The organism is Pseudomonas sp. P2S-1 (assembly GCF_057197725.1).
In genome coordinates this window covers 6,046,781-6,073,045 of sequence record NZ_CM170068.1, presented here as the reverse complement: position 1 = coordinate 6,073,045, position 26,265 = coordinate 6,046,781, and the positions used below count along the sequence as shown (strand labels likewise).

The 26,265-nt window shown below is 61.9% G+C and carries 25 protein-coding genes and 2 tRNA genes; 8 read left to right on the top strand and 19 right to left on the bottom strand.

Going from position 1 to position 26,265, the window contains the following annotated elements; genetic code table 11:
- Positions 1-2 precede the first annotated feature (2 nt).
- The 15 genes from ybgF to AC2CQI_RS27210 form a co-directional block, all read right to left on the bottom strand.
- Positions 3-830, bottom strand: a complete 828-nt coding sequence (ybgF, locus tag AC2CQI_RS27280; RefSeq protein ID WP_075806137.1) for a tol-pal system protein YbgF — start codon at positions 828-830, stop codon at positions 3-5.
- 6 nt (positions 831-836) lie between these two features.
- Entirely contained in the window at positions 837-1,334 is a 498-nt protein-coding gene (gene pal / locus AC2CQI_RS27275; RefSeq protein WP_042121796.1) for a peptidoglycan-associated lipoprotein Pal, read from the bottom strand.
- Positions 1,335-1,386: 52 nt separating this feature from the next.
- On the bottom strand, positions 1,387-2,637 hold the full coding sequence (gene tolB, locus AC2CQI_RS27270) for a Tol-Pal system beta propeller repeat protein TolB (protein ID WP_256721242.1): 1,251 nt from the start codon (positions 2,635-2,637) through the stop codon (positions 1,387-1,389).
- A gap of 47 nt (positions 2,638-2,684) precedes the next feature.
- The gene (gene tolA, locus AC2CQI_RS27265) at positions 2,685-3,773 is read right to left on the bottom strand and encodes a cell envelope integrity protein TolA (RefSeq protein WP_081430350.1); all 1,089 of its coding nucleotides are present in this window, start codon (positions 3,771-3,773) and stop codon (positions 2,685-2,687) included.
- A complete protein-coding gene (gene tolR / locus AC2CQI_RS27260) occupies positions 3,773-4,225 on the bottom strand; it encodes a protein TolR (protein ID WP_042121801.1) in 453 nt (150 codons plus the stop codon). The genes tolA and tolR overlap by 1 nt, the downstream gene beginning before the upstream one ends.
- 14 nt (positions 4,226-4,239) lie before the next feature.
- On the bottom strand, positions 4,240-4,935 hold the full coding sequence (gene tolQ, locus AC2CQI_RS27255; RefSeq protein WP_075806140.1) for a protein TolQ: 696 nt from the start codon (positions 4,933-4,935) through the stop codon (positions 4,240-4,242).
- A 2-nt stretch (positions 4,936-4,937) separates the two neighbouring features.
- The gene (gene ybgC / locus AC2CQI_RS27250; protein WP_075806141.1) at positions 4,938-5,393 is read right to left on the bottom strand and encodes a tol-pal system-associated acyl-CoA thioesterase; all 456 of its coding nucleotides are present in this window, start codon (positions 5,391-5,393) and stop codon (positions 4,938-4,940) included.
- Between the two features lie 124 nt (positions 5,394-5,517).
- Positions 5,518-6,570 carry a Holliday junction branch migration DNA helicase RuvB gene (gene ruvB / locus AC2CQI_RS27245; RefSeq protein ID WP_075806142.1) on the bottom strand — a complete coding sequence of 351 codons (1,053 nt, stop codon included), beginning with the start codon at positions 6,568-6,570 and terminating at the stop codon, positions 5,518-5,520.
- Positions 6,571-7,179 carry a Holliday junction branch migration protein RuvA gene (gene ruvA / locus AC2CQI_RS27240; protein ID WP_075806143.1) on the bottom strand — a complete coding sequence of 203 codons (609 nt, stop codon included), beginning with the start codon at positions 7,177-7,179 and terminating at the stop codon, positions 6,571-6,573.
- Between the two features lie 66 nt (positions 7,180-7,245).
- Positions 7,246-7,770 (bottom strand): crossover junction endodeoxyribonuclease RuvC, encoded by a 525-nt coding sequence (ruvC, locus tag AC2CQI_RS27235; protein WP_075806144.1) that lies wholly within the window; start codon positions 7,768-7,770, stop codon positions 7,246-7,248.
- A 78-nt stretch (positions 7,771-7,848) separates the two neighbouring features.
- Positions 7,849-8,595 (bottom strand): YebC/PmpR family DNA-binding transcriptional regulator, encoded by a 747-nt coding sequence (locus AC2CQI_RS27230; protein WP_075806145.1) that lies wholly within the window; start codon positions 8,593-8,595, stop codon positions 7,849-7,851.
- 123 nt (positions 8,596-8,718) lie between these two features.
- Positions 8,719-10,494: an aspartate--tRNA ligase gene (gene aspS / locus AC2CQI_RS27225; protein ID WP_075806146.1), complete on the bottom strand. Its 1,776-nt coding sequence runs from the start codon at positions 10,492-10,494 to the stop codon at positions 8,719-8,721.
- A gap of 105 nt (positions 10,495-10,599) precedes the next feature.
- Entirely contained in the window at positions 10,600-10,815 is a 216-nt protein-coding gene (locus tag AC2CQI_RS27220; protein ID WP_075806147.1) for an FmdB family zinc ribbon protein, read from the bottom strand.
- An 89-nt stretch (positions 10,816-10,904) separates the two neighbouring features.
- Positions 10,905-11,258, bottom strand: coding sequence for a ribbon-helix-helix domain-containing protein (locus tag AC2CQI_RS27215; protein ID WP_075806295.1), 354 nt, complete (start codon positions 11,256-11,258; stop codon positions 10,905-10,907).
- A 260-nt stretch (positions 11,259-11,518) separates the two neighbouring features.
- Complete coding sequence (locus AC2CQI_RS27210) at positions 11,519-11,992, bottom strand: Dps family protein (RefSeq protein ID WP_009402123.1); 474 nt, start codon at positions 11,990-11,992, stop codon at positions 11,519-11,521.
- 299 nt (positions 11,993-12,291) lie between these two features.
- Between AC2CQI_RS27210 and AC2CQI_RS27205 the strand changes: the two genes are divergently transcribed.
- Complete coding sequence (locus AC2CQI_RS27205; protein ID WP_484578445.1) at positions 12,292-12,879, top strand: cold-shock protein; 588 nt, start codon at positions 12,292-12,294, stop codon at positions 12,877-12,879.
- A 61-nt stretch (positions 12,880-12,940) separates the two neighbouring features.
- On the opposite strand, the gene AC2CQI_RS27200 is transcribed toward AC2CQI_RS27205, so the two are convergent.
- Together AC2CQI_RS27200 and AC2CQI_RS27195 are read right to left on the bottom strand one after the other, a co-directional pair.
- Complete coding sequence (locus AC2CQI_RS27200) at positions 12,941-13,147, bottom strand: SlyX family protein (RefSeq protein WP_075806149.1); 207 nt, start codon at positions 13,145-13,147, stop codon at positions 12,941-12,943.
- 3 nt (positions 13,148-13,150) lie between these two features.
- Positions 13,151-13,576 (bottom strand): HIT family protein, encoded by a 426-nt coding sequence (locus tag AC2CQI_RS27195; protein ID WP_075806150.1) that lies wholly within the window; start codon positions 13,574-13,576, stop codon positions 13,151-13,153.
- A gap of 750 nt (positions 13,577-14,326) precedes the next feature.
- Here AC2CQI_RS27195 and AC2CQI_RS27190 point away from each other — a divergent pair.
- The 3 genes from AC2CQI_RS27190 (at position 14,327) to AC2CQI_RS27180 (ending at position 18,483) form a co-directional block, all read left to right on the top strand.
- The gene (locus AC2CQI_RS27190; RefSeq protein ID WP_484578444.1) at positions 14,327-15,628 is read left to right on the top strand and encodes an OprD family porin; all 1,302 of its coding nucleotides are present in this window, start codon (positions 14,327-14,329) and stop codon (positions 15,626-15,628) included.
- A gap of 165 nt (positions 15,629-15,793) precedes the next feature.
- On the top strand, positions 15,794-17,509 hold the full coding sequence (locus tag AC2CQI_RS27185; RefSeq protein WP_484578443.1) for a proline--tRNA ligase: 1,716 nt from the start codon (positions 15,794-15,796) through the stop codon (positions 17,507-17,509).
- A 20-nt stretch (positions 17,510-17,529) separates the two neighbouring features.
- A complete protein-coding gene (locus tag AC2CQI_RS27180) occupies positions 17,530-18,483 on the top strand; it encodes a hypothetical protein (protein ID WP_484578442.1) in 954 nt (317 codons plus the stop codon).
- A gap of 39 nt (positions 18,484-18,522) precedes the next feature.
- Here AC2CQI_RS27180 and dinB read toward each other — a convergent pair whose 3' ends face one another.
- Positions 18,523-19,584: a DNA polymerase IV gene (gene dinB, locus AC2CQI_RS27175; RefSeq protein ID WP_484578441.1), complete on the bottom strand. Its 1,062-nt coding sequence runs from the start codon at positions 19,582-19,584 to the stop codon at positions 18,523-18,525.
- A 215-nt stretch (positions 19,585-19,799) separates the two neighbouring features.
- Between dinB and AC2CQI_RS27170 the strand changes: the two genes are divergently transcribed.
- The 4 genes from AC2CQI_RS27170 (at position 19,800) to AC2CQI_RS27155 (ending at position 24,245) form a co-directional block, all read left to right on the top strand.
- Positions 19,800-19,876: transfer RNA gene (locus AC2CQI_RS27170), tRNA-Met, on the top strand.
- Between the two features lie 136 nt (positions 19,877-20,012).
- Positions 20,013-20,089, top strand: a tRNA-Met gene (locus AC2CQI_RS27165).
- Positions 20,090-20,310: 221 nt separating this feature from the next.
- Positions 20,311-22,950, top strand: a complete 2,640-nt coding sequence (gene mprF / locus AC2CQI_RS27160; RefSeq protein WP_484578440.1) for a bifunctional lysylphosphatidylglycerol flippase/synthetase MprF — start codon at positions 20,311-20,313, stop codon at positions 22,948-22,950.
- Positions 22,950-24,245 carry a virulence factor family protein gene (locus tag AC2CQI_RS27155; protein ID WP_484578439.1) on the top strand — a complete coding sequence of 432 codons (1,296 nt, stop codon included), beginning with the start codon at positions 22,950-22,952 and terminating at the stop codon, positions 24,243-24,245. The genes mprF and AC2CQI_RS27155 overlap by 1 nt, the downstream gene beginning before the upstream one ends.
- A 107-nt stretch (positions 24,246-24,352) precedes the next feature.
- Here the strand turns inward: AC2CQI_RS27155 and AC2CQI_RS27150 are convergent, their stop codons facing one another.
- On the bottom strand, positions 24,353-26,251 hold the full coding sequence (locus tag AC2CQI_RS27150) for a potassium transporter Kup (RefSeq protein WP_075806157.1): 1,899 nt from the start codon (positions 26,249-26,251) through the stop codon (positions 24,353-24,355).
- Positions 26,252-26,265 lie beyond the last annotated feature (14 nt).

The following is a 26,265-nucleotide window of genomic DNA, read 5'->3' as shown; positions in this document are numbered from 1 at the left end:
GATCAGAGCTTTTGCAGGTCGCGCTGGGCAAGCTGTGCAGCCGAGGTACCCGGGTACTGGGTGACCACTTGCTGGAGAATGCCCTTGACCCGGTCGGTGTGACCGAGACGACGCTCCACGTCGGCCAGCTTGTACAGCGAATCCGGCACCTTGTTGTGCTTCGGATACAGCTGGCTGACCTTGGCGAACGCCTGGCCGGCGCCTTGCAGGTCGCCTTTGGCCAGGTTCACTTCACCCAGCCAGTACTGGGCATTGCCGGCGTACTGACTGTTCGGGTACTTGCGCAGGAAGGCGTTGAATGCCTGGGCGGCCTTGTCGAAATCCTTGGCCTTGATCAGGTCGAAGGCTGCGTCGTAATACAGCTTTTCCTTCGCCGGATCGCCCGGTTCGCTGCTCGCAGCCGGCGGGTTGGCCGGGGCTGCGGTATTGCCGGCGGCAGGTGCAGAGGCACCACCGTCAGCGGAATTCTCGGGGGTTGCGGACGGAGCCGGGGCTGCGCCGCTGGAAATACGCCGATCCAGGTCCTGGTAACGCTCCAGGCCTTCCTGTTTCAGGCGGGATACTTCGTTCTGCAGGATCTCGATCGTGTTTTGCTGACGATCGATCTGCTCCTGCATCTGTTGCAACTGCATGAACAGCTGGCCCTGCGCAGAGGCAGGGGTCGAAACCCCTCCCCCGGCGTAGGCGCCGTTCGTACCGTAACCTGCAGGCGGATAACTGCTTGCGCCGTTATATCCACCAGCATTGTCATCGACAACAGGAACCTCAGCCGCTGCCATGAGAGGCAGGGTGAGAGCCAGGACGGTTACAGCACGACGGCACGCTCGCATATCGAATTACTTACGCAGTTCGACGCGACGGTTTTGAGCCCAGGACTGCTCGTCGTTGCCGGTGGCAACTGGACGCTCTTCGCCGTAGGAAACCAGTTCCAGCTGGGCTGGGGAAACGCCTTGCAGCACCAGGTAGCGCTGAACGGCTTTAGCACGACGCTCGCCCAGAGCCATGTTGTACTCGCGAGTACCACGCTCGTCGGTGTTGCCTTCCAGAACGACGCGAGCGCCGTTGCCTTTCAGGTCCTTGGCGTGAACGTCCAGAGCGCGCATGGCTTCTGGCTTCAGGTCCGAGCTGTCGTATTCGAAGTAGAAGGTGGTGATTGCGCGCAGAGCAGCTTCTTCGCTCAGGCTGCCGTCGACAGCACCGGTGTTGGCGCCGTAGCCAGCGTTTGGATCAACAGCGCCTTCGCCAGCGTTGTCACCGCCTTTCGAGGAGCAACCTACAGCTACGGCCATGGCCAGAGCCAGCGCAGCAAACTTACCAAACTTCAGCATTTCCATCGTGAAACTCCTAATGAACCCCAGTGTGTTAAGTAAAACGTGTATCGCCGCATCAGTTCAGGTAAGGGGACCAGGACGGTTCTCTGACTTCGCCTTGAGCGGTAGGAAGCGGGAGCCTCACGCGTCCGTTGAGAGAGACGAGCATCAAGACTCCCCGGCCCTGCTGGCGGGTGGCGTAGATTAGCATGGTGCCGTTGGGCGCAACAGTGGGAGACTCATCAAGGTTGGTATCCGTGAGGATCTTTACACTGCCGCGCTGCAGGTCTTGCGCCGCCACTTTGAAATTGGTGAAACCATCCTGGCGATGGATCATTACCAGAGTCTTTTCATCCGCCGAAAGTTTCGGGTTGGCGTTGTAGTTGCCGACGAAGGTCACGCGCTCGGCGCCGCCGCTGCCGATGGTGGTCTTGTAGATCTGCGGCTTGCCGCCACGGTCGGAGGTGAAGTACAGGGTCGAACCGTCCTTGCCGAAGAACGGCTCGGTATCGATGGCCGGGTTGTTGGTCACGCGGGTCAGCTGACGCGAACCCATGTCCATCACATAGATCTCCGGGTTGCCATCGCGCGACAGCACGAACGCCAGGCGGTTGCCGTCAGGCGACCAGGCCGGAGCACCGTTCAGGCCTTCGAAGTTGGTGATCTGCTCGCGGCGGCCGGTATCGATGTGCTGCACGAAGATACGCGGGCGACGCTGCTCGAACGACACATAGGCGATGCGCTTGCCATCCGGGGCGAAGCGCGGCGACAGGATCGGCTCGCGGGATTGCAGCAGGGTCACTGCACGGGCGCCGTCGTAGTCAGACCGTTGCAAGGTGTAACGCGTGCTGTTGGCAGAGAAGCGCTCGGCGGTCACGTAGAGCATGCGGGTGGAGAACGCACCCTTGATGCCGGTGAGCTTTTCGAACGACTGGTCGGCGATGTAGTGGGACATGTCGCGCAGTTGATCGACGCTACCCGAGACGCTGCCGGTCAGCACTTGCTGCTCGGTGGCGACGTTGAACAGCGCGTACTGCACCTGCAGGCGACCGCCCGACGGCACGATGCTGCCAACCATCACGTACTGGGCACCCAGGGCTTTCCAGTCGCGGAAGATGACTTCGCTGGCCTGGCTCGGCTGGCTGATCATGTTCTGCCGCGGAATCGGCGAGTAGTAACCCGAGTTGCGCAGGTCGTTGCCGATGATATCGGCCATGTCCTCGGGCAGGACGCTGCCGCCCTGCAGACCGAACGGCACCACGGCGATCGGGGTGGCCCGGTCGCTGCCGCTGGTCACCAGGATGTTCTTTTCTTCTGCGTTGGCCATCCCTGCTGCACAGCAGAGAACGACCAGCAGTCCTCTAAGAAGGTTAATCACAAGGCTAGGTCCTCAGGTGTGAATGTCATCTTGAATGAACGATACGGATTGAATTCGCTCGGTTTCAAACCCTGCATCTCGGTCAGGCGGCCGATGTTCTTGACTGCCGCCACGGCGGAGCTGTCGAACGGACCGTCACCACTGGAGCGTGCGACGCTGACGTTGGTGATGGTGCCATCGGGCAACATGTTGATCTGCAGGACCACTGTCATGTTCTTGCGCGCAGAAGGTGGACGTGCCCAGCCTTCGGCTGCCCGGGCGCGGATCAGGTCGTCGAAGTCGCCGGCGACCTGGTCGCCCTGCTCGTCCGCCAATGCCTGCTGGCGCTCGGTGGTGTCGGACAACAGCTCGGCCAGGGCCTGGGCTTTCTTGTCTTCCGCCGCCTTGCGGGCTGCCTCGGTGGCCTTTTTCTTGGCCGCGTCGGCTGCTGCCTTCTTCTTCGCTTCTTCAGCTGCCTTTTTCTTCGCCTCTTCGGCGGCGGCGGCTTTCTTCTTCGCGTCCTCGGCAGCCTTTTTCTTGGCGTCCTCGGCTGCTTGTTTCTTCGCCTCTTCGGCCGCCTGCTTCTTGGCCTCTTCCTCAGCCTTCTTCTTGGCTTCGTCTTCGGCCTTCTTCTTGGCGATGTCGGCGAGCTGCTTCTCTTCGGCCTTCTTGGCTTCGTCGGCTTTCTTCGCTGCCTCGGCTTTCTTGGCTTCGTCAGCGGCCTTGGCCTGTTCGGCCTTCTTCGCTTCAGCGGCCGCGCGGGCTTCCTCGGCCTTTTGAGCAGCTTCCTCTTTCTTTTGTTCCGCGGCCTTCACAGCCTCCTGCTTCTGCTGCTCGACCTTCTTCTGCTCCATCTGCTCTTCTTCAGTCTGGCGCGCAGCGGTTTTCTTCGCTTCCCCGGCAATCTTCTGATTGGTCTGGGTGGTCGCCTGACTCTTGGATTTCAGTTGGTACAGGGTAGCCTGGACAATAGGCTTGGCCGGCGGCAGTTCAGGGGTCATGGCGAAGCTGACGAACAGCATGCCGAACACCAGGACGTGCAGCGCGATGGCCCAGACACTGGGCCAGAAGTAGCTTTCCGAGGCGGATGGCTCTCGCTGTTGCATCAGGGCGCCTCGGTAATCAGGCCAACGTTACCGACACCGGCCTTCTGCAACCCGCCCATGGCGCCCATCACCGCACCGTAGTCGACGGACTTGTCGCCACGGATGAAGACCTGGGTCTGTTTGCCCTGGTCACGGCCGGCGGCGATGATCTTGGTCACCGCGTCGGTCATTTGCGGCAAGGTCATGGCCTTGTCCATCTGCTTGTCGGTGTCGACTTCGCTGCCAAGGTTCCAGTAGTAGGTCTTGTCAGCCTTGATCGAAATGGTCAGGACCTGGACGTTGTTGTCCTGCGGCAAGGCTTCGCTGGAAACCTTGGGCAGATCGACCTTAACGCCCTGGTTGAGCATCGGTGCGGTGACCATGAAGATGACCAGCAGTACCAACATCACGTCGATGTAGGGCACCACGTTCATCTCGGCGACCGGCTTGCGTTTCTGACGAACTCGGGCCATTGGTTTCTACCTGATCACTCTTCGCTGGTGTGCACTTTGCGGTGCAGGATGGCCTGGAACTCGTCGGCGAACGTGTAGTAACGACCGATCAGCACTTCACTGCGGGCAGCGAAACGGTTGTAGGCGATAACCGCCGGAATCGCGGCGAACAGGCCGATCGCGGTGGCGATCAGGGCTTCGGCGATACCCGGGGCAACGGTGGCCAGGGTGGCCTGCTGTGCCGAGGCCAGGCCACGGAAGGAGTTCATGATCCCCCAGACGGTACCGAACAGGCCGATGTACGGGCTGGTGGAACCGACGGTGGCGAGGAACGGCAGGCTCTGCTCGAGCTTCTCTTCCTCGCGGGAGATGGCCACGCGCATGGCGCGACCGACACCTTCCATTACCGCATCAGGATCGACGCCCGGCTGCTGGCGCAGGCGGGAGAATTCCTTGAAGCCGGCACGGAACACTTGCTCGACACCCGAATCCGGATCCGGGTTGCTGCCGGCCTGGCGATACAGCTTGGACAGGTCGATACCCGACCAGAAGCGCTCTTCGAAGCTGTCCAGAGCTCGGCGACCGGCGCGCAGCATGGTGCTGCGCTGGAAAATCATGATCCACGAAGTCACCGATGCAGCAACCAGTGCCAGCATGACCAGCTGCACCACGATGCTGGCATTGCTGACCAGGCTCCACATGGAGGTATGGTCGACGACGTTAGCTTCCACGCTTAATCTCCTGCGTTTGTATGAATGCCCGCACTGCCCGCCTCGCTGAAGGCCGCTCGCAGTTCGGGGGGAATAGCCCGGGGTTTGAAGGTATCGGCGCGCACACAGGCCACCAGGAACTGCCCTTCACAGAGCAGCGTTGCATCACTTTCGCGCCAGACCTGCTGCACGAAACGCAGGCTGGCACGATTCAATTCAAGCACTTGTGCGGTGACCCGCAATTCGTCGTCCAGCCGGGCCGGCGCGTGGTAGCGCGCTTCGCTGGAATGAACCACGAACAAGGTGTTCTGCTGCGCCAGTTGCGACTGGGCAAAGCCCAGGTCACGCAGCCTTTCGGTGCGGGCGCGCTCCATGAATTTCAGATAATTGACGTAATACACCACGCCGCCCGCATCGGTGTCCTCGTAATAGACACGACAGCGATGTGCGAACGGCTCGACCCCATTTTGCGCGCGCATACTCTAGTGCTAACTCCTCAGCTTGCCAATCCGCCCAACCAACTGTTTTTGCGGATCATGTCGTATTGCTAGCGCCGTCAGTGCCAGTCGGCGATTAGGACCACAAAACCGCAAGATAAATCTGTCACTCATCATCTGAATCGGAAAAATCACTACCAGATGCTTCACCGAGCTGTTTCGGAATGTTCAGGCCGAAATGCAGGTAGGCATGCCGGGTCACCACACGACCACGCGGAGTACGCATGATATAGCCCTGCTGGATCAGGTACGGCTCCAGCACATCCTCGATGGTATGGCGCTCTTCGCTGATTGCAGCAGCAAGACTGTCCACGCCTACCGGGCCACCGTCGAACTTCTCGATCATGGTCAGCAAGAGACGTCGGTCCTGGTGGTCGAAGCCACGTTCATCGACATCCAGCAGGTTCAGCGCCATGTCCGCGACCGCCTTGGTGATCTCGCCCTTGCCACGCACCTCGGCGTAATCACGCACTCGACGCAGCAGGCGGTTGGCGATCCGCGGCGTGCCGCGGGCACGCCGGGCGATCTCGAAAGCGCCCTCGTCCTCGATCGGCAGGCCGAGAATCCCGCCGGAACGGCTGACGATCGTGGCCAGGTCGGCGTTGCTGTAGAACTCAAGACGCTGGACGATACCGAAGCGGTCACGCAGCGGGTTGGTCAGCATGCCGGCGCGGGTGGTGGCGCCGACCAGGGTAAAGGGCGGCAGGTCCAGCTTGATCGAGCGTGCGGCCGGGCCTTCGCCGATCATGATGTCGAGCTGGAAGTCCTCCATGGCCGGATACAGCACCTCCTCGACCACCGGCGACAGGCGATGGATCTCGTCGATGAACAGCACATCGTGAGGCTCGAGGTTGGTCAGCAGCGCCGCCAGGTCTCCCGGACGCTCCAGGATCGGCCCGGAGGTGCTCTTGATCGACACCCCCATTTCCTGGGCGATGATATTGGCCAGGGTGGTCTTGCCCAGCCCCGGCGGGCCGAAGATCAGGGTGTGGTCGAGGGATTCGCTGCGATTGCGCGCCGCCTGGATGAACAGGGCCATCTGCTCGCGCACCACCGGCTGGCCAATGTACTCGGCCAGGCGCAGCGGACGGATCGCCCGATCCTGGACTTCTTCCCGGTCGCGGCCGGTGGCGGTTATCAAACGGTCGGCTTCGATCACTTAAATCATCCCTTTCAGGCTGCGCCGGATCAGCTCTTCGCTGCTCAGGCCCTTGGCGTCCACGGCGGCCACCGCACGGCTGGCCTCCTGCGGCTTGTAGCCCAGGGAAATCAGGGCGCTGACCGCATCGGCTTCAGCGGTGGAGACGGTCGCCAGAGGCGCTGGACCATTCGGCACCAGTTGGAACATGCTCGGCACGGTTTCCCAGGCCTTGAAGCGGTCCTTCAGCTCGACCAGCAGGCGTTCGGCGGTCTTCTTGCCCACGCCCGGCACCTTGACCAGCGCCGAGGTGTCCTGGGCCTGGACGCAGCGCACCAGTTCATCGACATCCAGCCCCGACATCAGCGCCAGCGCCAGCTTGGGGCCGACACCATTGAGCCGGATCAGCTCGCGGAACAGCTCTCGCTCGCGCTTTTCAGAGAAGCCATACAGCAGGTGGGCATCCTCGCGCACGATCAGGTGGGTGTGCAAGGTCACGCTCTCCCCCACCTTCGGCAGGCGATAGAGCGTAGTCATCGGCACTTCCAGCTCGTAGCCGAGGCCATTGACATCGACAATCAGGTGCGGCGGCTGCTTTTCAGCCAGGGTGCCGCGCAAACGTCCAATCACGTTCAGGTCCTTTCTCGTGAGCGCCGCGATCAGCCAGCGGCGCTTCTATATAAAGCCGGGATGCTATCAGAGACGCAGGCGTCCGTTGCGACTGCGCGCGACACCCAGGCCATGCGGCACCAGGCTGGAGCGGGTGTGAGCGTGACACAGGGCGATGGCCAGGGCGTCGGAGGCATCGATCTGCGGTTTCTGGGTCAGCTTGAGCAGGTGCATGACCATCATCTGCACCGCTTCCTTGTTGGCCCCACCACTACCAGCCACGGCCTGCTTGACCTGACTGGCCGTGTATTCGGCGATTTCCAGCCCGGCCTCGGCCGCCGCGACGATAGCCGCACCGCGGGCCTGGCCGAGCTTGAGCGCCGAGTCGGCGTTGCGCGCCATGAACACCCGTTCGATGCCCATCGTCACCGGGCCGTGCAGGCGGATGACTTCACTCACCCCGCGAAAAACGATCTGCAAACGCTCATGCAGCTCGCCGCTGCCGGTGCGGATACATCCCGACGCCACGTACTCGCAGCCGCGCCCGGTATGGCGCACCACACCGTAGCCGGTAATCCGCGAGCCGGGGTCGATACCTAGAATCAGAGTCATAAGCCTGCTTCATCTGCAAATACAAAAGCCGGCCCCACCTTGCAGGCGGGACCGGCCTCGGACAACCCAAAAAACACTTCAGCCGAGTTTTTCCATGACCTCGTCAGGAATTTCAGCATTGGAATAGACGTTTTGCACGTCGTCCAGGTCTTCCAGCATGTCGATCAGCTTCAGCACCTTCTGCGCGCCGTCCAGGTCCAGCTCGGCGCTGGTGGTCGGTTGCATGACGATTTCCGCATCGGCGGCCTTGAAACCCGCGGCTTCCAGGGCGCTGCGCACGGCATAGAAGCTGGCGAACGAGGTGAACACGTCGAAGGAACCGTCGCCATTGCTGACTACATCGTCGGCATCGGCTTCCATCGCCGCTTCCATCAGCGCGTCTTCGTCGACGCCTTCGGCGAAGCTGATCTGGCCCTTGCGCTCGAACAGGTAGGCCACGGAACCGTCGGTGCCGAGGTTGCCGCCACACTTGCTGAACGCATGACGCACGGCGGCAGCGGTACGGTTGCGGTTGTCGGTCATGGCTTCGACCATGATCGCCACGCCGCCCGGGCCGTAGCCCTCGTAGCTCAGCTCTTCGACGTTGTCCGCTTCGGCGGTGCCGGCGCCACGGGCGACGGCACGGTCGATGATATCGCGGCTCATGTTCGCCCCCAGCGCCTTGTCCAGGGCCAGGCGCAGACGCGGGTTGGACGACGGATCGCCCCCGCCCTGCTTGGCAGCGACGGTCAGCTCACGAATCCACTTGGTGAAGATCTTGCCTCTCTTGGCATCCTGGCGCTCTTTGCGGTGCTTGATGTTCGCCCACTTGGAATGACCCGCCATAACTGACTCCAAAAATCCTTGAAACAAAATCACGCGCCCTCCCGGCTCGATGCGGGAAGACACAATTAAATCGGGTGCCTTAAAGCAAAGGCGCATCCCGTGGGATGCGCCTTTCAGGACCGCTTACTCAGCCTTCTGCGTTTCGCGCAGACGGATGTGCAGCTCGCGCAGGGCCTTGGCGTCGACCAGGCCAGGGGCCTGGGTCATGACGCACGCGGCGCTCTGGGTTTTCGGGAAGGCGATCACTTCACGGATCGACTGGGCGCCGGTCATCAGCATGACCAGGCGGTCCAGACCGAAGGCCAGGCCGCCGTGTGGCGGAGCGCCGAACTTCAGGGCGTCGAGCAGGAAGCCGAACTTCTCTTCCTGTTCAGCCGCTTCGATACCCAGCAGACGGAATACCGCCTGTTGCATTTCCTTGCGGTGGATACGGATCGAACCGCCACCCAGCTCGGTGCCGTTCAGGACCATGTCGTAAGCGCGGGACAGTGCGGTGGCCGGGTTGGCCTCCAGCTCTTCCGGGGTGCACTTCGGCGCGGTGAACGGGTGGTGCAGCGCGGTGAAGCTGCCGTCTTCGTTTTCCTCGAACATCGGGAAGTCGACGACCCACATTGGCGCCCACTCGCAGGTGTACAGGTTGAAGTCGGCACCCAGCTTGATACGCAGCGCGCCCAGGGCCTCGCTGACGATCTTGGTCTTGTCGGCACCGAAGAAGACGATGTCGCCATCGACCGCGCCGACGCGATCGAGGATCACGTTCAGGTTGGCTTCCGGGATGTTCTTGACGATCGGCGACTGCAGGCCTTCGACGCCCTTGGCGCGCTCGTTGACCTTGATGTACGCCAGGCCCTTGGCACCGTAGATGCCGACGAACTTGGTGTACTCGTCGATCTTGCTGCGCGGCATGCTCGCGCCGCCTGGCAGGCGCAGGGCGGTGACGCGGCATTTCGGATCGTTGGCCGGGCCGGCGAAGACCTTGAAGTCGACGTCCTTCAGTTGGTCGGCAACGTCGACCAGTTCCAGCGGGATACGCAGGTCAGGCTTGTCGGAACCGTAGCGGCGCTGGGCTTCTTCGAAGGTCATGTGCGGGAATTCGCCGAATTCCAGGTCCAGGACTTCCTTGAACAGCTTGCGGATCATGCTCTCGGTCAGGCCCATGATCTCCGATTCATCAAGGAAGCTGGTCTCGATGTCGATCTGGGTGAATTCTGGCTGGCGGTCGGCACGCAGGTCTTCGTCACGGAAGCACTTGGCAATCTGGTAGTAGCGGTCGAAGCCGGCGACCATCAGCAGTTGCTTGAACAGCTGAGGCGATTGCGGCAGGGCGAAGAAGCTGCCGGCGTGGGTACGGCTCGGCACCAGGTAGTCGCGGGCGCCTTCCGGGGTAGCACGGGTCAGGATCGGGGTTTCGACGTCGAGGAAGCCGTTCTCGTCGAGGAAGCGACGGATGCTCGAAGTGATGCGCGAACGCAGACGCAGCTTGTCGGCCATTTCCGGGCGACGCAGGTCGATGAAGCGGTAGCGCAGGCGGGTTTCCTCGCCGACGTCGGAGTATTCGTTCAGCGGGAACGGCGGGGTTTCCGCTTCGTTCAGCACTTCCAGCTCGTAACCCAGGACTTCGATGGCACCGGAGGCCATGTTCGGGTTGACGGCACCGGCAGGACGCGGACGCACCTTGCCGGTGATCTTCACCACGTATTCGCTGCGCACACGGTCGGCGGCAGCGAAGCTGTCTGCGCGATCCGGGTCGAACACGACCTGGGCCATGCCTTCGCGGTCACGGATGTCGAGGAAGATCACCCCGCCGTGGTCGCGACGACGATGGACCCAGCCGCAAAGGGTGATTTCCTGACCGTCCAGGCTCTCGTTCAGTTGGCCGCAATAGTGGCTGCGCATCATGATGGTGGTTTCGCTTCTCGTGATTCGTGAATTCGTTCAGGCCGCAGATTTCACTTGGCGGCCGCAAAGGGTCAATAGTGCAAGACCCGGGCAGTACAGTTCAACTCAGTCGCCGCTGCCAGCCAGATTCTTTTTCGTGCCGGTCTTGAAGTCGGTTTCGTACCAGCCCTTGCCGCTCAGGCGAAAGCCGGGGGCGGAGAGCACCTTCTTCAGTTCGGGCTGCTGGCAGGCGGGGCAGTCGGTCAGCGGCGCCGCGCTGATCTTCTGCAGCACTTCCATCTGGTGGCTGCAGGAACCGCATTGATAGTCGTACAGAGGCATGGGGCGTATCTCGGTGAGCCCTGCGCGGGCCGCGCCGCACAGTAAAAGGCGGGATTATATATGGTTAGCCGGGGCTGTGCAGCCTGCGCTCATTGCTGCCCGTCACTCTGCTCGTCGGCTTCATCGACCCCGTTCAGCAAGAACACCACGCAGATCACCCGTACCAGGCCGGAGAAGTTCTTCACCCCGCCGTGGCGCAGGTGCACCTCCCGATCGACATGGGACAGCACCGAATTGACCGTGCAGCCATTGGCCCGGGCGATCCGCTCCAGCACCGCCCAGTAGATGCTTTCCAGGCGCAGGCAGGTGGCGAAGCCGTTCAGGCGCACCGAACGGGACAGCGGCTGGGCGAGCTGCATGTTGAAATCCGATTCGAACGGGTCGATATCGATGTTCCGCGCGTCACCAGGCTTGCGCACGCTCTGATTCAGGGATCGGGACATTGCCATACCACGCACCAGGACAGGAAAGGGAGCGCAGGCAAGGGTGCCGCGCATGCCCCGTCATGAAGCGCCGATGGATCTTTTCGCACTAGCAGACGCCTGCACTCCTGACGTAGGAGCAATCGGCAAAGCGGGACCTATCGGATAACCTGTGAAAATGCTTCCAGGCCTTGGCAGACGTAGCCGCCAGGCACAAAAAAAGCCCGACTGCAGAACCGCAAGCCGGGCTTCGTGCTCACCCTGTACGCGTCAGGGAAGGATCACTTTTCCTCAAGCAGGACGCGCAGCATCCAGGCGGTTTTCTCGTGGACCTGCATGCGCTGGGTCAGCAGGTCGGCGGTCGGCTCGTCACTGACCTTGTCGGTCAGCGGGAACAGGCTGCGCGCGGTGCGCACCACGGCTTCCTGCCCTTCGACCAGGTACTTGATCATCTCGTCCGAGCTCGGCACGCCTTCGGTTTCCTTGATCGAAGCCAGACGCAGGTACTGGGCGTAGGTGCCCGGCGCCGGGAAGCCCAGGGCGCGGATACGCTCGGCGATCGAGTCGACGGCCAGCGCCAGTTCGTTGTACTGCTCTTCGAACATCAGGTGCAGGGTACGGAAGCTCGGACCGGTCACGTTCCAGTGGAAGTTGTGGGTCTTCAGGTAGAGCACATAGGTGTCGGCAAGCAGGCGGGACAGGCCGTCAGCGATGGACTTGCGATCTTCCTGGCTGATTCCGATATCGATTGCCATGTAAAAATTCCTTCCTCTGATTTTCGGGTCGACAAGCTCTGGTCTCACTGTATCAAGAGTTTTCCCCACGCGCAGCCTCGACCCCGCGACACAGCGCTGCAGGCCTTTTGCGCCGGGTGTCCCGCTGATTTGAGTAGCCCCGGGCTTTGCTGTTAAATAGACGCCGTGCCGCCATGGCTGATCGTCAGCGCCATGGTGCATAGGCTGGCACCCCCACGCTTTTGCGCTTTTTCATGTACCGCGCGCCGTGGCCCCAGCTGATCCTGTGATCCGCCTAATAAGATGCGAGCCAAACCACCATGTTCAAGATCGTCCACCTCCTGACGGGCGCAGCTGCCTTGCTGCTGTCCTTCATACCCAGCCTCAGGGCCGATACCACGCCCTACCTGCAACAACCCGACGCCATCTACCTGGCACTCCTCGGCCTGGCCAACCTGATCCTCGCCCCCCTCGTTCCGCAGTACTACAAAGGCGCACGCCAGTACCTGCAGATCGCCGCCAGCGTGCTGCTGGTGCTTGCAGTGATCCTGCAGGCCCTGACCCTGCTGGCACTCGACATGGGCGCCCTCGCCGCCCTGCTGGCCGCGCTGTTCGCGGCGGTGCTGCACCTCTGCGCCGGCTTCATGAGCCCGGCCAAGGCCCGCAGTACCAGCAGCGCCCACTACGACATGAGCAACCGCGATACCGGTACGGTGAAGTGGTTCAACACGTCCAAGGGCTTTGGCTTCATTTCCCGCGACTCCGGTGACGATATCTTCGTGCACTTCCGCGCCATCCGTGGCGAAGGCCACCGGGTACTGGTCGAAGGCCAGCGCGTGGAGTTCTCGGTGATGAATCGTGACAAGGGTTTGCAGGCCGAAGACGTGATCGCCGCTCCCCGGCGCTGATCGCTGAACGGAAAAAGCCGCGAAGCTTGTGGGCTATCGCGGCTTTTTTATGTGCGAAATTTCAGTAATGCGGTGGCGGCGCTTCTTCTTCGCTGGCCTCGTATTGCCCCATCACCTCTTCGTAACGCTTGAGCAAGGCCGCCATCTGCAACTGCAGGCGATCCACCACCCGCTGCTGCTCGACGATCACATCGTTCAGCGCCAGCAGAGTGTCATCCTGGAACGCCAGGCGACTCTCCAGCTCCATTACCCGCTCTTCAAGACTCATCGCTCAAGCCTCCGCGAAACGGAAGTCATCGCCCATTACCTGGGCAATACACCGACGCACTTCATTCAATTGATCGGCGGAGTATTCGCTTGCAGGTTTCTGCCCCCACACCGGCGCAGGCCATGCCGCATCATTGCGACGGCGCACGATCACATGCATATGTAGCTGGCTAACTACATTACCCAGTGCCGCGACATTCATCTTGTCGGCCGCAAAACAATCCTTGAGTGTTTTGCTCAGGAAATCGGTTTCTTTCCAAAGTTGCTGACGCTCACTGTCATCCAATTGAAATATTTCACTGATGCCGGCACGCCGCGGAACAAGGATGAACCATGGATAGTTAGCATCCTTACTAAGTAATAAACGGCAAAGAGGAAAGTCTCCCAATGCGAAAGTGTCTTGTTCAAGGCGCGGATCCAAAGCAAACACGGGGCAATCTCCTCATCATTCAGTGCAATCCGCCTGCGCGGCGCATGAACGCAGGATACTCCTGTTGCCCGGATCGGGCACGGAGAGAGCGGGAAGGCACCGAAAAGCGGCCTGAAACAGCGGCCAGGCGAAGCGTTTCACCCCATGTTTCCGGGCATCGGTAACAAAATGCTACTTTCCGCACCAAAATGGCGCTCACCGACCCGCTGCGGAGCGTCGAGTATCCACAAATTACCCACTCAGAGCCTTGCAACGGTAACGTCCTGACTTTGGGGTCGGATTTTCCGTTATTCCGAAAAAATACCGACGAAAGAGCCGACCGTTCTTTCGGCCCCGGTTTTTCGGACCTTTTCCGTCATCGCACTGGAAAATGTGAAAAATTCGTCAACACTAGGGTGCTTTGAGCACGCTTGTTGCATTGCTCCCTGGCATGGACGGCACGCCATCTGCATAGGCAGGTGAAGTGCGACAAATAACAACAGCTGTACGGGTAGACAGGGAGTCAGGGCAGCATGAACTGCGGTTCTGCCCTATCCCAAACAGCGCTGGAGTTGTGCAGTCCGAATGCGACATGGATATAACTATTTGCGACATGACCATAAAGTTACCGAAAGGTTCAATTCGCAAGTACCACTCATGACAATTGGCGTGATATACATTTCCGCCGATTCAAACAAGAAAGAGCAGCCCCAATAAAAAAACCAGGTGGGGCAGCAGTAATCTTCCTAAAAACCAAAGGAGCAAATCACGATGCGCGTGATGAAGTGGAGCATGATCGCCCTGGCCGTAGCCGCCGGGACCTCGCAACTGGCTGTAGCGTCCTCCCAGGAGGAGTCCAAGGGTTTCGTCGAAGACAGCACCCTGAACGTGAAAACCCGTGCAATGTACATGAACCGTGACTTCAAGCACGGTGCCGCCAACGTGAACAGCAAGGGTGACGTCAAAGGCTACCGCGAAGACAGCGGCGCCTCACTGCTGGGCGTATTCGAATCCGGCTTCACCCAAGGCACTGTAGGCGTCGGCGTGGACGCCATTGCAATGGGCTCCGTCCGCTTCGATGGCGGCTCGGGCCGCACCAGCGGCGCTTCGGGCAACGGCCTGTTCCGCAACGACAGCGACGGCAACCCGGAAAAATCCCAAGGCAAAGGCGGTGCAGCGGTCAAGTTTCGCATCTCCGACACCGTGCTCAAGCATGGTGACCAGTTCGTAGCCAGCCCGGTCTTCGCCACCGATGACAGCCGCCTCCTGCCTGAACTGGCACGCGGTACCTTGATCACCAGTAAGGAAATCAAGGGCCTGGAACTGAACGTCGGCCGCTTCACCTCGCTGAGCTCCCAGACCGGCATGGGCCACGACAGCATCAACGGCCGCAACACCCCGGGCCTGACCTCTGCCAACATCGCTGGCGCGACCTATGCGTTCACCGACAACTTCACCGGCACCATCGCCGCGTCGGATGTCGACGATTACTTCAAGAAACAATACGTCAACCTGAACCTGACCGTTCCGTTCGACGACAAGCAGGCCCTGAACTTCGACTTCAACGCCTACCGTACCAAGGACCAAGGTCAAGCACTGTACGGCGAACAGGACAACAAGATCTGGAGCCTGGCAGCAGCCTATAGCCTGGAAGGTCACAAGTTCACCTTGGCTTATCAACGCTCCAGCGGTGACACCGGCTACAACTACGGTGTAGACGGTAACGGCACTGTCTTCCTGGCCAACTCCATCCAGATCTCCGACTTCGTGGGTCAGGAAGAGAAGTCCTGGCAAGCTCGCTATGACCTGAACATGGCCTCCTATGGCGTGCCGGGCCTGAGCTTCATGACTCGCTACGTGTACGGTGACAACATCGAAACCGCAGACGGCGAAGGCAAAGAGCACGAGTGGAACCTCGAGACCAAGTACGTCCTGCAGGAAGGCCCGGCCAAAGACCTGTCCTTCCGTGTTCGCTACGCTGTGTACCGTGCCAACGATGCGTATGAGAACATCTACGCTTCGGACAACAACGACCTGCGCCTGATCATCGAGTACCCACTGAGCATCCTGTAAGCCCTCTGGCCCACGGACCTCAGTACGAAAAAGCCCGGCCCTGCCGGGCTTTTTCATTTGCGTCATCGACTTACGACAGATTAGGTTTCCTGCGTCCTATACGTCACCGATTCCCCCCCGTACAATGCGGGGTCATTTCAGTTAAGCAACCGACAACGGCCTATCATGCGCACCAGTCAATATTTGCTCGCCACACAAAAAGAAACCCCTTCCGACGCGGTCGTCATCAGCCACCAGCTCATGCTGCGTGCCGGCATGATCCGCAAGCTCGCCTCCGGCCTGTACACCTGGCTGCCGATGGGCCTGCGCGTGATGCGCAAGGTCGAAGCCGTGGTTCGCGAGGAAATGAACGCCGCCGGTGCCCTGGAAGTGCTGATGCCGGCGATCCAGCCAGCAGAGCTGTGGCAGGAATCCGGTCGCTGGGAGCAGTACGGCCCCGAGCTGCTGCGCCTGAAAGACCGCCACAACCGTGAATTCTGCGTTGGCCCGACCCACGAAGAAGTGATCACCGACCTGGCCCGCAACGAGCTGAGCAGCTACAAGCAGCTGCCGCTGAACATGTACCAGATCCAGACCAAGTTCCGTGACGAGATCCGCCCGCGCTTCGGCCTGATGCGCGGCCGCGAATTCATCATGAAGGACGCCTATTCCTTCCATGCCGACCAGGCTTCCCTGCAGGAAACCTACGACCGCATGCACCAGGCGTACTGCAACGTGTTCACCCGCCTGGGCCTGAACTTCCGTCCGGTGCAGGCCGATACCGGCTCGATCGGTGGCAGCTACTCCCACGAATTCCACGTGCTGGCCGAGTCCGGTGAAGACGATGTGATCTTCAGCGACAGCTCCGACTACGCGGCCAACATCGAGAAAGCCGAGGCGATCCCACTGGAAACCGTGCGCCCTGCGCCGACCGAAGCCCTGCGCCTGGTCGACACCCCGAACACCAAGACCATCGCCGCCCTGGTGGAAGGCTTCGATCTGCCGATCGAACGCACCATCAAGACCCTGATCGTCCACGGCGCCGAGAAAGGCAAGCTGGTGGCCCTGATTGTCCGTGGCGACCACGAGCTGAACGAAATCAAGGCAACCAAGCTGGCCCAGGTCGCCGAACCGCTGGTCATGGCCAACGAAGAAGAACTGCGCGCGGCCATTGGCGCCGGCGCCGGCTCCCTCGGCCCGCTGAACCTGCCACTGCCTTGCGTGATCGACCGTTCGGTGGCCCTGATGAGCGACTTCGCCATCGGCGCCAACATCGATGACAAGCACTACTTCGGCGTGAACTGGGAGCGCGACCTGCCGGTGCCGGAAGTCGCCGACCTGCGCAACGTGGTCGAAGGCGACCCAAGCCCGGACGGCCAGGGCACCCTGCAGATCAAGCGCGGCATCGAAGTCGGGCACATCTTCCAGCTCGGCACCAAGTACAGCGAAGCGCTGAAGTGCCAGGTCCTGGGCGAGAACGGCAAGCCGGTCACCCTGGCCATGGGTTGCTACGGCATCGGCGTGTCCCGCGTAGTCGCTGCCGCCATCGAGCAGAACTACGACGACAAGGGCATCATCTGGAGCGACGCCCTGGCGCCGTTCCAGATCGCCCTGGTACCGCTGCGTTATGAAACCGAGGAAGTCCGTGCGGCCACCGACAAGCTGTACGCCGAACTGACCGCCGCCGGTTTCGAAGTACTGCTGGACGACCGCGACAAGAAGACCAGTCCCGGCATCAAGTTCGCCGACATGGAGCTGATCGGCATCCCGCATCGCGTCGTGGTCAGCGACCGCGGCCTGGCCGAAGGCAAGCTGGAGTACAAGCACCGCACCGAAAGCGAGGCCCAATCGCTGCCGGTGGCAGACATCGTCGCCTTCCTGCAAGCCCGTATCCGTCGCTGATAGCCAATGCCAGAGTAGCCATGTTCAAGCGAAGTACCTTTACCTTCGGGGGCGCCGCCTTGTGCGGCGCCCTGCTCCTCAGCGGTTGCGCCAACCAGATGTCCCAGCGCAGCGAGCACGAGGAACGCATCGAGCGCAAGCTGCTCGAGCACAGCCTGCAGATCGATGTCGGGGAACCAGAGGTACTCGAACTGCCGCAACGCCGTGTGCGCATCCATGAACAGAAGAACTTCGAAGTCACCGAGTTCGAAGTGACCCGGCGCTATGATCGCTACACGCCTTATCAACCCTGGCGGGAAATCTACGAGATTCCGCTGGGCGCGGTGGCGGTGGTGGCCGGGGTCGGCGCCAATGTGGTGAACATCTTCGCCCTGGGCACCCTGCCCGACAGCGTGACCCACGACTGGCTCAGCTACGGCTTCGCCGGGCTCAACCCGTTCATGAACGTGCAGTCCAACGGCCGCGCCCAGCAGAACCTGGCCGGTATCGACGAAGTGCAGAAGGACAAGCGCCAGGAATACAGCAGTGTTCCCTGGAGCGAGCGCCCGGTGCTGGTCAAGGCCGGCAAGATGGACCATGAGCTGACCACCGATCGTAACGGCGTGCTGCGCCTGAACCTGCTGGATAGCCCGTTCAGCGAACAGAATCTGACTCACATCGGCACCCTGCACCTGTCCGTGGTCGATGAAGACAGCGCAGTACGTGCCGATGCCAGCCTGCTGGTCAGCGGCACCCTGCGCAGCAAGCTGGTGGAAGCCCACGACCTGATTTTCGACGACCTCGAGGACGACGATGTCAATCAGTGGGTACACCGGGTCAAGCGCCTGTCCGACCTGGGCCTGGAGGAAGAAGCCAGCGAGCTGGAGCAGAGCCTGATCGAGCTGACCCGCAACGATCCTGAGTTGCAACAGGAGTTCCTGCAATCGTTGAGGAAGAATGCCCACCGGCTGGTGGCGGATCCTGCTGCACAATAAACGCAACCGTTTTGGGGCCGCTTTGCGGCCCCAATTGGTTTAAGCGGGAAACAGCTCCATCTGCTCATGGGCACCCCGCAGATCCAGCAAACGCACACCGATCCCCAGCAAGCGAACCGGCCGCCCGCCCCGGGCAAACGCCTGGCTGAGCAACTGCTGGTAGCTCTGCAGATCCCGCCCTGCCCCCGCCTGCTCCAGGGTGGTCTGGCTGAAGTCATGGAACTTGACCTTCACGAACGGCTTGCCGGGACGGTAGCTGCTGTCGATTCGCTCCATCCGGCCATTGAGCGATTCGAGCAGTTCAGGCAGTTTTTCCAGGCAACTGGCCAGATCCGGCAGGTCCTGGTCGTAGGTATTTTCCACGCTGACAGACTGGCGCCGACTATCGTTCTGCACCGGGCGCTCATCGATCCCACGGGCCAGGTTGAACAAACGCTCGCCAAACCCACCAAATTCCCGCACCAGCGTCAGGCGCTCCCACTGCCGAAGATCGAGACAGGTCACGATACCCAGGCGATGCAGCTTGTCCGCCGTCACCTTGCCCACCCCATGCAGCTTGCTCACGGGTAGCTCGGCGACGAAGTCCTCGACTTCCCCCGGGGTAATCACGAAGCAGCCGTTGGGCTTGCGCCAGTCGCTGGCGATCTTGGCCAGGAACTTGTTCGGCGCAACACCGGCGGAGACGGTGATATGCAGGCGCTGGGATATCTTGCGGCGAATGTCCTGGGCAATCAGGGTGCCGCTGCCGGAACAGCGCTGGCTGTCGGTTACGTCCAGATAGGCTTCGTCCAGCGACAATGGCTCGATCAGGTCGGTGTATTCACGGAACACATTGTGGATTTCCCGGGAGGCTTCCTTATAGGCATCCATCCGCGGCTTGACGATCAACAGGTCCGGACACAGGCCCAAGGCATGCCGCGACGACATCGCCGAACGCACCCCGAAAGCACGGGCTTCGTAGTTGCAGGTGGCGATCACCCCACGCCGCTCCGCCGAACCGCCCACCGCCAGCGGTCGCCCTGCCAGACGCGGGTCGTCACGCATCTCGATGGCCGCGTAGAAGCAATCGCAGTCGATATGAATGATCTTGCGTTGGCGCATGGATGACCGTTAATGCAGAAAAATCGTACGCGCAGTATCTCACTCGCCCTGCCCGGCCGCATCAAACCTCTGCATAACCCCCGGTTAGCGCGGCTGCGCTCTGACACCCAGCGCCAGTGAAACGCTCAGGAATGCTAACCATTTGAAGAAGAAAGGATTTTTTTCAGCTTTTGCTTGACAGGGAAATGCATCCCTGTAGAATTCGATCCCACAGGCGCGGGATGGAGCAGCCTGGTAGCTCGTCGGGCTCATAACCCGAAGGTCGTCGGTTCAAATCCGGCTCCCGCAACCAGATTCAAGAAAAAGGCCAATCGAAAGATTGGCCTTTTTCGTTTGCCCCTAAATCAGTGGCGTGAAGGTTTTTCAAGAAAATCAACAATTAAGCATTGACAGCCAGAAGCAAGGCTGTAGAATGCGCACCCATCAGACGCGGGATGGAGCAGCCTGGTAGCTCGTCGGGCTCATAACCCGAAGGTCGTCGGTTCAAATCCGGCTCCCGCAACCAGATACAGAAAAAGGCCAATCGAAAGATTGGCCTTTTTCGTATGCGTCGGAAAAACCTCGCCTGCCTCTGATCCCCCGGGCAGCAATGTGAATATTCTTTAACTAACATGACCGGCACGGATCCGCCTGAACGCTAGTAATATTCAGACATTATTATTCCATAGGGATTGGTAAATTGACCGGATACTCCCATCCTGTCGCGCACAGTCCCCGAGGTGATTGATGCGCCCAACCGCTGAAACCGACATTCCCGTTACCGCCGCCCATCCCATCGCCCCCAGCCGTCTGCGCTGGCTCGATCTGCTGAGCAAGTATCGTCAACCCATCGGCCTGGCCGTGACCCTGGTGTTGTTCGGGATAGCCCTGATCGCCTGTCGTCACCTGCTCAGCGAGCTGGATATCTACGCCCTGCACGACCAGTTGCTGAGCGTGCCCCTGCCTGCGCTGGGCGGTGCCTTGCTGGCGACCGTCGTCGGTTTCGTGATCCTGCTCGGCTACGAGTGGTCGGCGAGCCGCTACGCCGATGTCAGGCTGCCAGCGGGCAGCCTGGTCATGGGCGGTTTCTGTGCCTTTGCCATCGGCAATGCCATCGGCCTGTCGCTGCTTTCCGGCGGTTCCGTGCGTTATCGCCTGTATGCCCGCCAGGGCATCGGTGCCGCCGAAGTGGCGCGCATGACCTTGTTCGCCAGCCTGTCGCTGGGTTGCGCCCTGCCACCCCTGGCAGCATTGGCGACCCTGAGCAACCTGCCGGCGGCGGCCGAAGCACTGCGCCTGCCGGCCAGCGTGCTCGGCAGCATTGCCATCGCGGTCCTGCTGCTCAGCGCCGCCCTCGCCTACGGTCTCTATCGTCGTCGCCTGCCGGAACAGCCGTTCGCCCATGCCCTGCTGACCCGGGTCGGACGCCGTACCCTGCGCCTGCCGGGCGCCAGGCTGACCCTGCTGCAACTGGTCATCACCGCGCTGGACGTGGCCGCCGCTGCAACCGTGCTTTACCTGCTGCTGCCCGAAGCCCCGCCCTTCGGCGCCTTCCTGCTGGTCTACCTGCTGGCCCTGGCGGCTGGCGTACTCAGTCACGTCCCAGGCGGCGTCGGCGTCTTCGAAGCGATCCTGCTCGCCGCCTTTGCCAACCAGTTGGGCGCCGCACCGCTGGCTGCCGCCCTGCTGCTGTACCGCCTGATCTATGTGTTGCTGCCGATGCTGGTGGCCTGCGTGATCCTGCTGGCCAGTGAAGCGCGGCGCTTCCTTTTTGCCCAGCAGGCAATCAAGGTCGCTTCGGGCCTCGCCGCACCGGTGCTGGCAGTGCTGGTGTTTCTCTCCGGCGTGGTCCTGCTGTTTTCCGGCGCCACCCCGGAGATCGATACCCGCCTCAAGCACCTCGGCTTCCTGATCCCGCACCGCCTGATCGACGCGTCGCATTTCGGCGCCAGCCTGATCGGTGTGCTCTGCCTGTTACTGGCCCAGGGCCTGCGCCGCCGTCTGTCCGCGGCCTGGATGCTGACCACCATATTGCTGCTGGTCGGCGCCCTGCTCTCCCTGCTCAAGGGCTTCGACTGGGAAGAAGCCAGCATCATGATCTTCACGGCGAGCCTGCTGGCCCTGTTCCGCCGCTCGTTCTATCGCCCGAGCCGCCTGCTGGAACTGCCGTTCTCGCCGGTCTACCTGGTGGCCAGCGCCTGCGTGGTCGGGGCATCGATCTGGTTGCTGCTGTTCGCCTACCAGGACGTGCCCTACAGCCATCAACTCTGGTGGCAGTTCACCCTGGATGCCGACGCACCGCGCGGCTTGCGCTCGGCCCTGGGCAGCGCCGTGCTGTTGGTGGTACTGGCCCTGACCTGGCTGCTGCGCACCGCCCGCCCCACCATCCACCTGCCGACCGCCGAGGAGCTGCAGCGCGCCAACCGTATCCTGCTGGCTTCGGACCAGCCTGACGGCGGCCTGGCCCTGACCGGGGACAAGGCGCTGCTGTTTCATCCCAACGATGACGCGTTCCTGATGTACGCGCGCCGCGGCCGCAGCCTGGTGGCGCTGTACGACCCAATCGGCCCGACCCAGCGCCGCGCCGAGATGATCTGGCAGTTCCGCGACCTCTGCGATATCCACCACGCCCGCCCGGTGTTCTACCAGGTGCGCGCGGAGAACCTGCCCTTCTACATGGACATCGGCCTGACCGCGATCAAGCTGGGCGAAGAAGCACGGGTCAACCTGCTGCGCTTCGACCTGGAAGCCAAGGGCAAGGAGATGAAGGACCTGCGCTACACCTGGAACCGTGGTGGCCGCGATGGCCTGAGCCTGGAGATCCACGAACCCGGCCAGGCGCCGCTGGAAGAGCTGAAGGCCATTTCCGACGCCTGGCTCACCGGCAAGAATGTACGGGAAAAGGGCTTCTCCCTTGGCCGCTTCAGCGAAGAATACCTGCAACACTTCCGCATCGCCCTGATCCGCTTCCAGGGCCAACCGGTGGCGTTTGCCAACCTGCTGGAAACCCACAGTCGCGAGCTGGCCAGTCTCGACTTGATGCGCGCCCATCCGGAGGCGCCGAAGCTGACCATGGAATTCATGATGATCGGCCTGATCCAACATTATAAACAGCATGGATATGCCCGCTTCAGCCTTGGCATGGTGCCCCTCTCGGGCCTGCAGCCGCGGCGCGGCGCGCCACTGACCCAGCGTTTGGGCTCGATGGTGTTCCAGCGCGGCGAGCAGCTCTACAACTTCCAGGGCCTGCGCCGCTTCAAAGACAAATTCCAGCCTGACTGGGAACCCCGTTACATGGCCGTCCCTGCCGGACTCGATCCGCTGGTCGCACTGGCCGATACCGCCGCCCTGATCGCGGGCGGTCTTACAGGATTGGTGAAACGCTGATGATTCGACGTTACTGGTATTACCTGCTCGGCGCGCTGCTCGCGGCGCTGCTGGCAGCAGCGGCAGGCTTCTGGCTGTGGACCCGTCCCGCTCCGCAGGCCCATCTGGAGCACATCACCCTCGGCGACGGCAGCAATGCGGTACGCGTCATCCCCGGCACCGAGGCCAAGGCCCGGGTAGTGATCGCCTCGCCGCAGGATCAACTGCTGAGCGACAAGCAACTGCTGGACCTGAGCCAGAGCGGTGAAGCGCAATTGGTCCAGGTCAGACTGCCGCTGGGCGACTGCAACCTGCAGCAAAAGGCCGTGCAACTCGCCACCGACCAGCTCAAGGGCGCCCCGACCCTGGTCGCCGGTATCGGCCCTGGCGCCAACCTGGCCTGGGACTGGTTGGCCGCGCAGAAAGACGACAAGGCCCAGGCGATTTCCGTGGACTTCAACCTGGAGCGTCCGGGCTGCACCCTTCCGGTCGCCAAGTCGGCGCCACACGGCCACTGGAACGTGGCCTGGAACGACAACCCGGACGACGCCAGCGCCGCCTTCGTGCGCGACCAGGCCAATGCCGAGACCAGCATCTCCGACTACGACGTGCACCTGCCGCAAGTGCTCAAGGCCCAATTGACCACGGCCCTGCTGGGCGAAGATGGCAATGCCATGAGCATCCCGGTGGTCGAGGTTCCCGCCGGCCAGACCACCGACACCGTGACCCTGTTCCTCTCGGGTGACGGTGGCTGGCGCGACCTCGACCGTGATGTCGCCGGCGAAATGGCCAAGCTGGGTTACCCGGTGGTGGGCATCGACACCCTGCGTTACTACTGGCAGCACAAGACCCCGGAGCAGAGCGCCGTCGACCTGTCCGAACTGATGCAGCACTACCGGCAGAAATGGGGCACCAAGCGCTTCGTCCTGACCGGCTATTCCTTCGGCGCCGACGTTCTGCCGGCGATCTACAACCGCCTGCCCGCCGAAGACCAGAAGCGCATCGACGCCGTGATCCTGCTGGCCTTTGCCCGCAGCGGCAGTTTCGAGATCGAAGTGGAAGGCTGGCTGGGCCAGGAAGGCAAGGAAGCCCCGACCGGTCCGGAAATGGCCAAGATGCCGGCGGCCAAGGTGCTCTGCGTGTATGGCGTGGAAGAAACCGACGAAAGCGGCTGCACCGAGAACACGGCGGTGGGCGAGAAGCTCAAGCTGCCGGGCGGTCACCACTTCGACGAGAACTACCCGGCGCTGGCGCGCAAGCTGATCGGGGAGATCGAAAGCCGTCAGGGAAAGACCAGCGTGGCTGAGCAAAATTGATGTAGGCCTTAGGCCCCCATCGCTGGCAAGCCAGCTCCCACAGGTATCGCGTGCACCGCTGGACCTGTGGGAGCTGGCTTGCCAGCGATAGGGCCCTCAAAAGCACCTCAGATCTCGACCTGAGTCCCCAACTCGATCACCCGGTTCAACGGCAGATTGAAGAACCGCAAATTACCGTTGGCATTCTTCAGCAGGAAGGCGAACAGATTCCCCCGCCACCGCGCCATGCCTTCCAGCCGCGACGCGATCACCGTCTCCCGACTGAGGAAATAGGTCGTGCGCATCGGACTGAAGTCCAGCTCGTCCAGGTGACACAGGCGCAACGCCGCCGGTACGTCGGGCTCGTCCATAAAGCCGAAGTGCAGCAGCACCCGGAAGAAACCGTCGCCATACGCCTCAACTTCGAAACGCTCCTGCTCCGGCACCCGCGGCCGGTCTTCGCTGACCACGGTCAACAGCACCACCTGGCTGTGCAGCACCTGGTTATGCAGCAGATTGTGCAACAGCGCGTGCGGCACGGCATCTGCCCGCGCGGTGAGGAACACTGCGGTCCCTTCAACCCGATGCGGTGGCTGCACGCGAATACTGCCGATGAACACCGGCAGGGGCAGCGCACCTTCGTCGATCCGCTCCACCAGGATCTGCTTGCCGCGCTTCCAGGTACTCATCAACAACAGCAACACCGCGCCGGCCAATACCGGGAAGGCACCGCCCTGGACCACCTTGGGCAGGTTGGCGGCGAAGAACAGACCGTCCACCAGCAGGAAACCGATGAGAATCGGCACGGCCAGCAGCGGCGGCCATTTCCACAACAGCAGCATCACCGTCGAGACCAGCAACGTAGTCATCAGCATGGTACCGGTCACCGCCACGCCATAGGCCGCAGCCAGGGCGCCGGAGGACTCGAAGCCGATCACCAGCAGGACCACCGCCACCATCAGCGACCAGTTCACCGCACCGATGTAGATCTGCCCCTGCTCGTCACTGGAGGTGTGCTGGATCTGCATGCGCGGGATATAGCCGAGCTGGATGGCCTGGCGGGTCAGGGAGAAGGCTCCGGAAATCACTGCCTGGGAGGCGATCACCGTGGCCAGGGTGGCCAGCGCGATCAGCGGCAGCAGGGCCCAGGATGGCGCCAGCAGATAGAACGGATTGCGCGCGGCGTCCGGGTTCTGCAGGAGCAAGGCGCCCTGGCCAAAGTAGTTCAGCACCAGGGCCGGCAACACCAGGGCGAACCAGGCACGGGCAATGGGCTTGCGGCCAAAATGCCCCATGTCGGCGTACAGCGCTTCGGCGCCGGTCAGTGCCAGCACCACGGCGCCGAGGACGGCCACGCCAATGCCCGGATGGACGATGAAGAAGCGCACCGCCCACACCGGGTTGAACGCCTTGAGCACCTCGGGGCTCTGCGAGATGCCGTGCAGGCCGAGCAGCCCCAGCACCACGAACCAGGTGACCATCACCGGCCCAAAGAGGATGCCGATCTTCGCCGTGCCGTGTTTCTGCACCAGGAACAGTGCCACCAGCACGATCAGGGCGATGGGCACCACCCAGTGATCGATGCCGTCGAAGGCCAGCTCCATCCCCTCCACCGCGGACAGTACCGAGACCGCCGGGGTGATCATGCTGTCGCCATAGAACAGTGCGGCGCCGATCAGGCCGCAGGCCACCATCAATGCCTTCAACTTCGGCCGCGCCCCCGCCGCACGGGTCGCCAGGGCCGTCAGGGCCATGACCCCGCCCTCGCCCTGGTTGTCGGCGCGCAGGATGAAGGTCACGTACTTGAACGACACCACCCAGATCAGCGACCAGGCGATCAGGGAAAGAATGCCCAACACACCATCATGGTTGACCGGCACCCCATAACCGCCGGTAAAGACTTCCTTGAGGGTATACAAGGGGCTGGTCCCGATATCGCCATAGACCACCCCGACAGCTGCCACCAGCAGGCCCAACGACTTGGTCGCCCCATGCCCTGCAGCGGCTTCACTGCTTGCCTGACCCATCAACCACTCCCGCA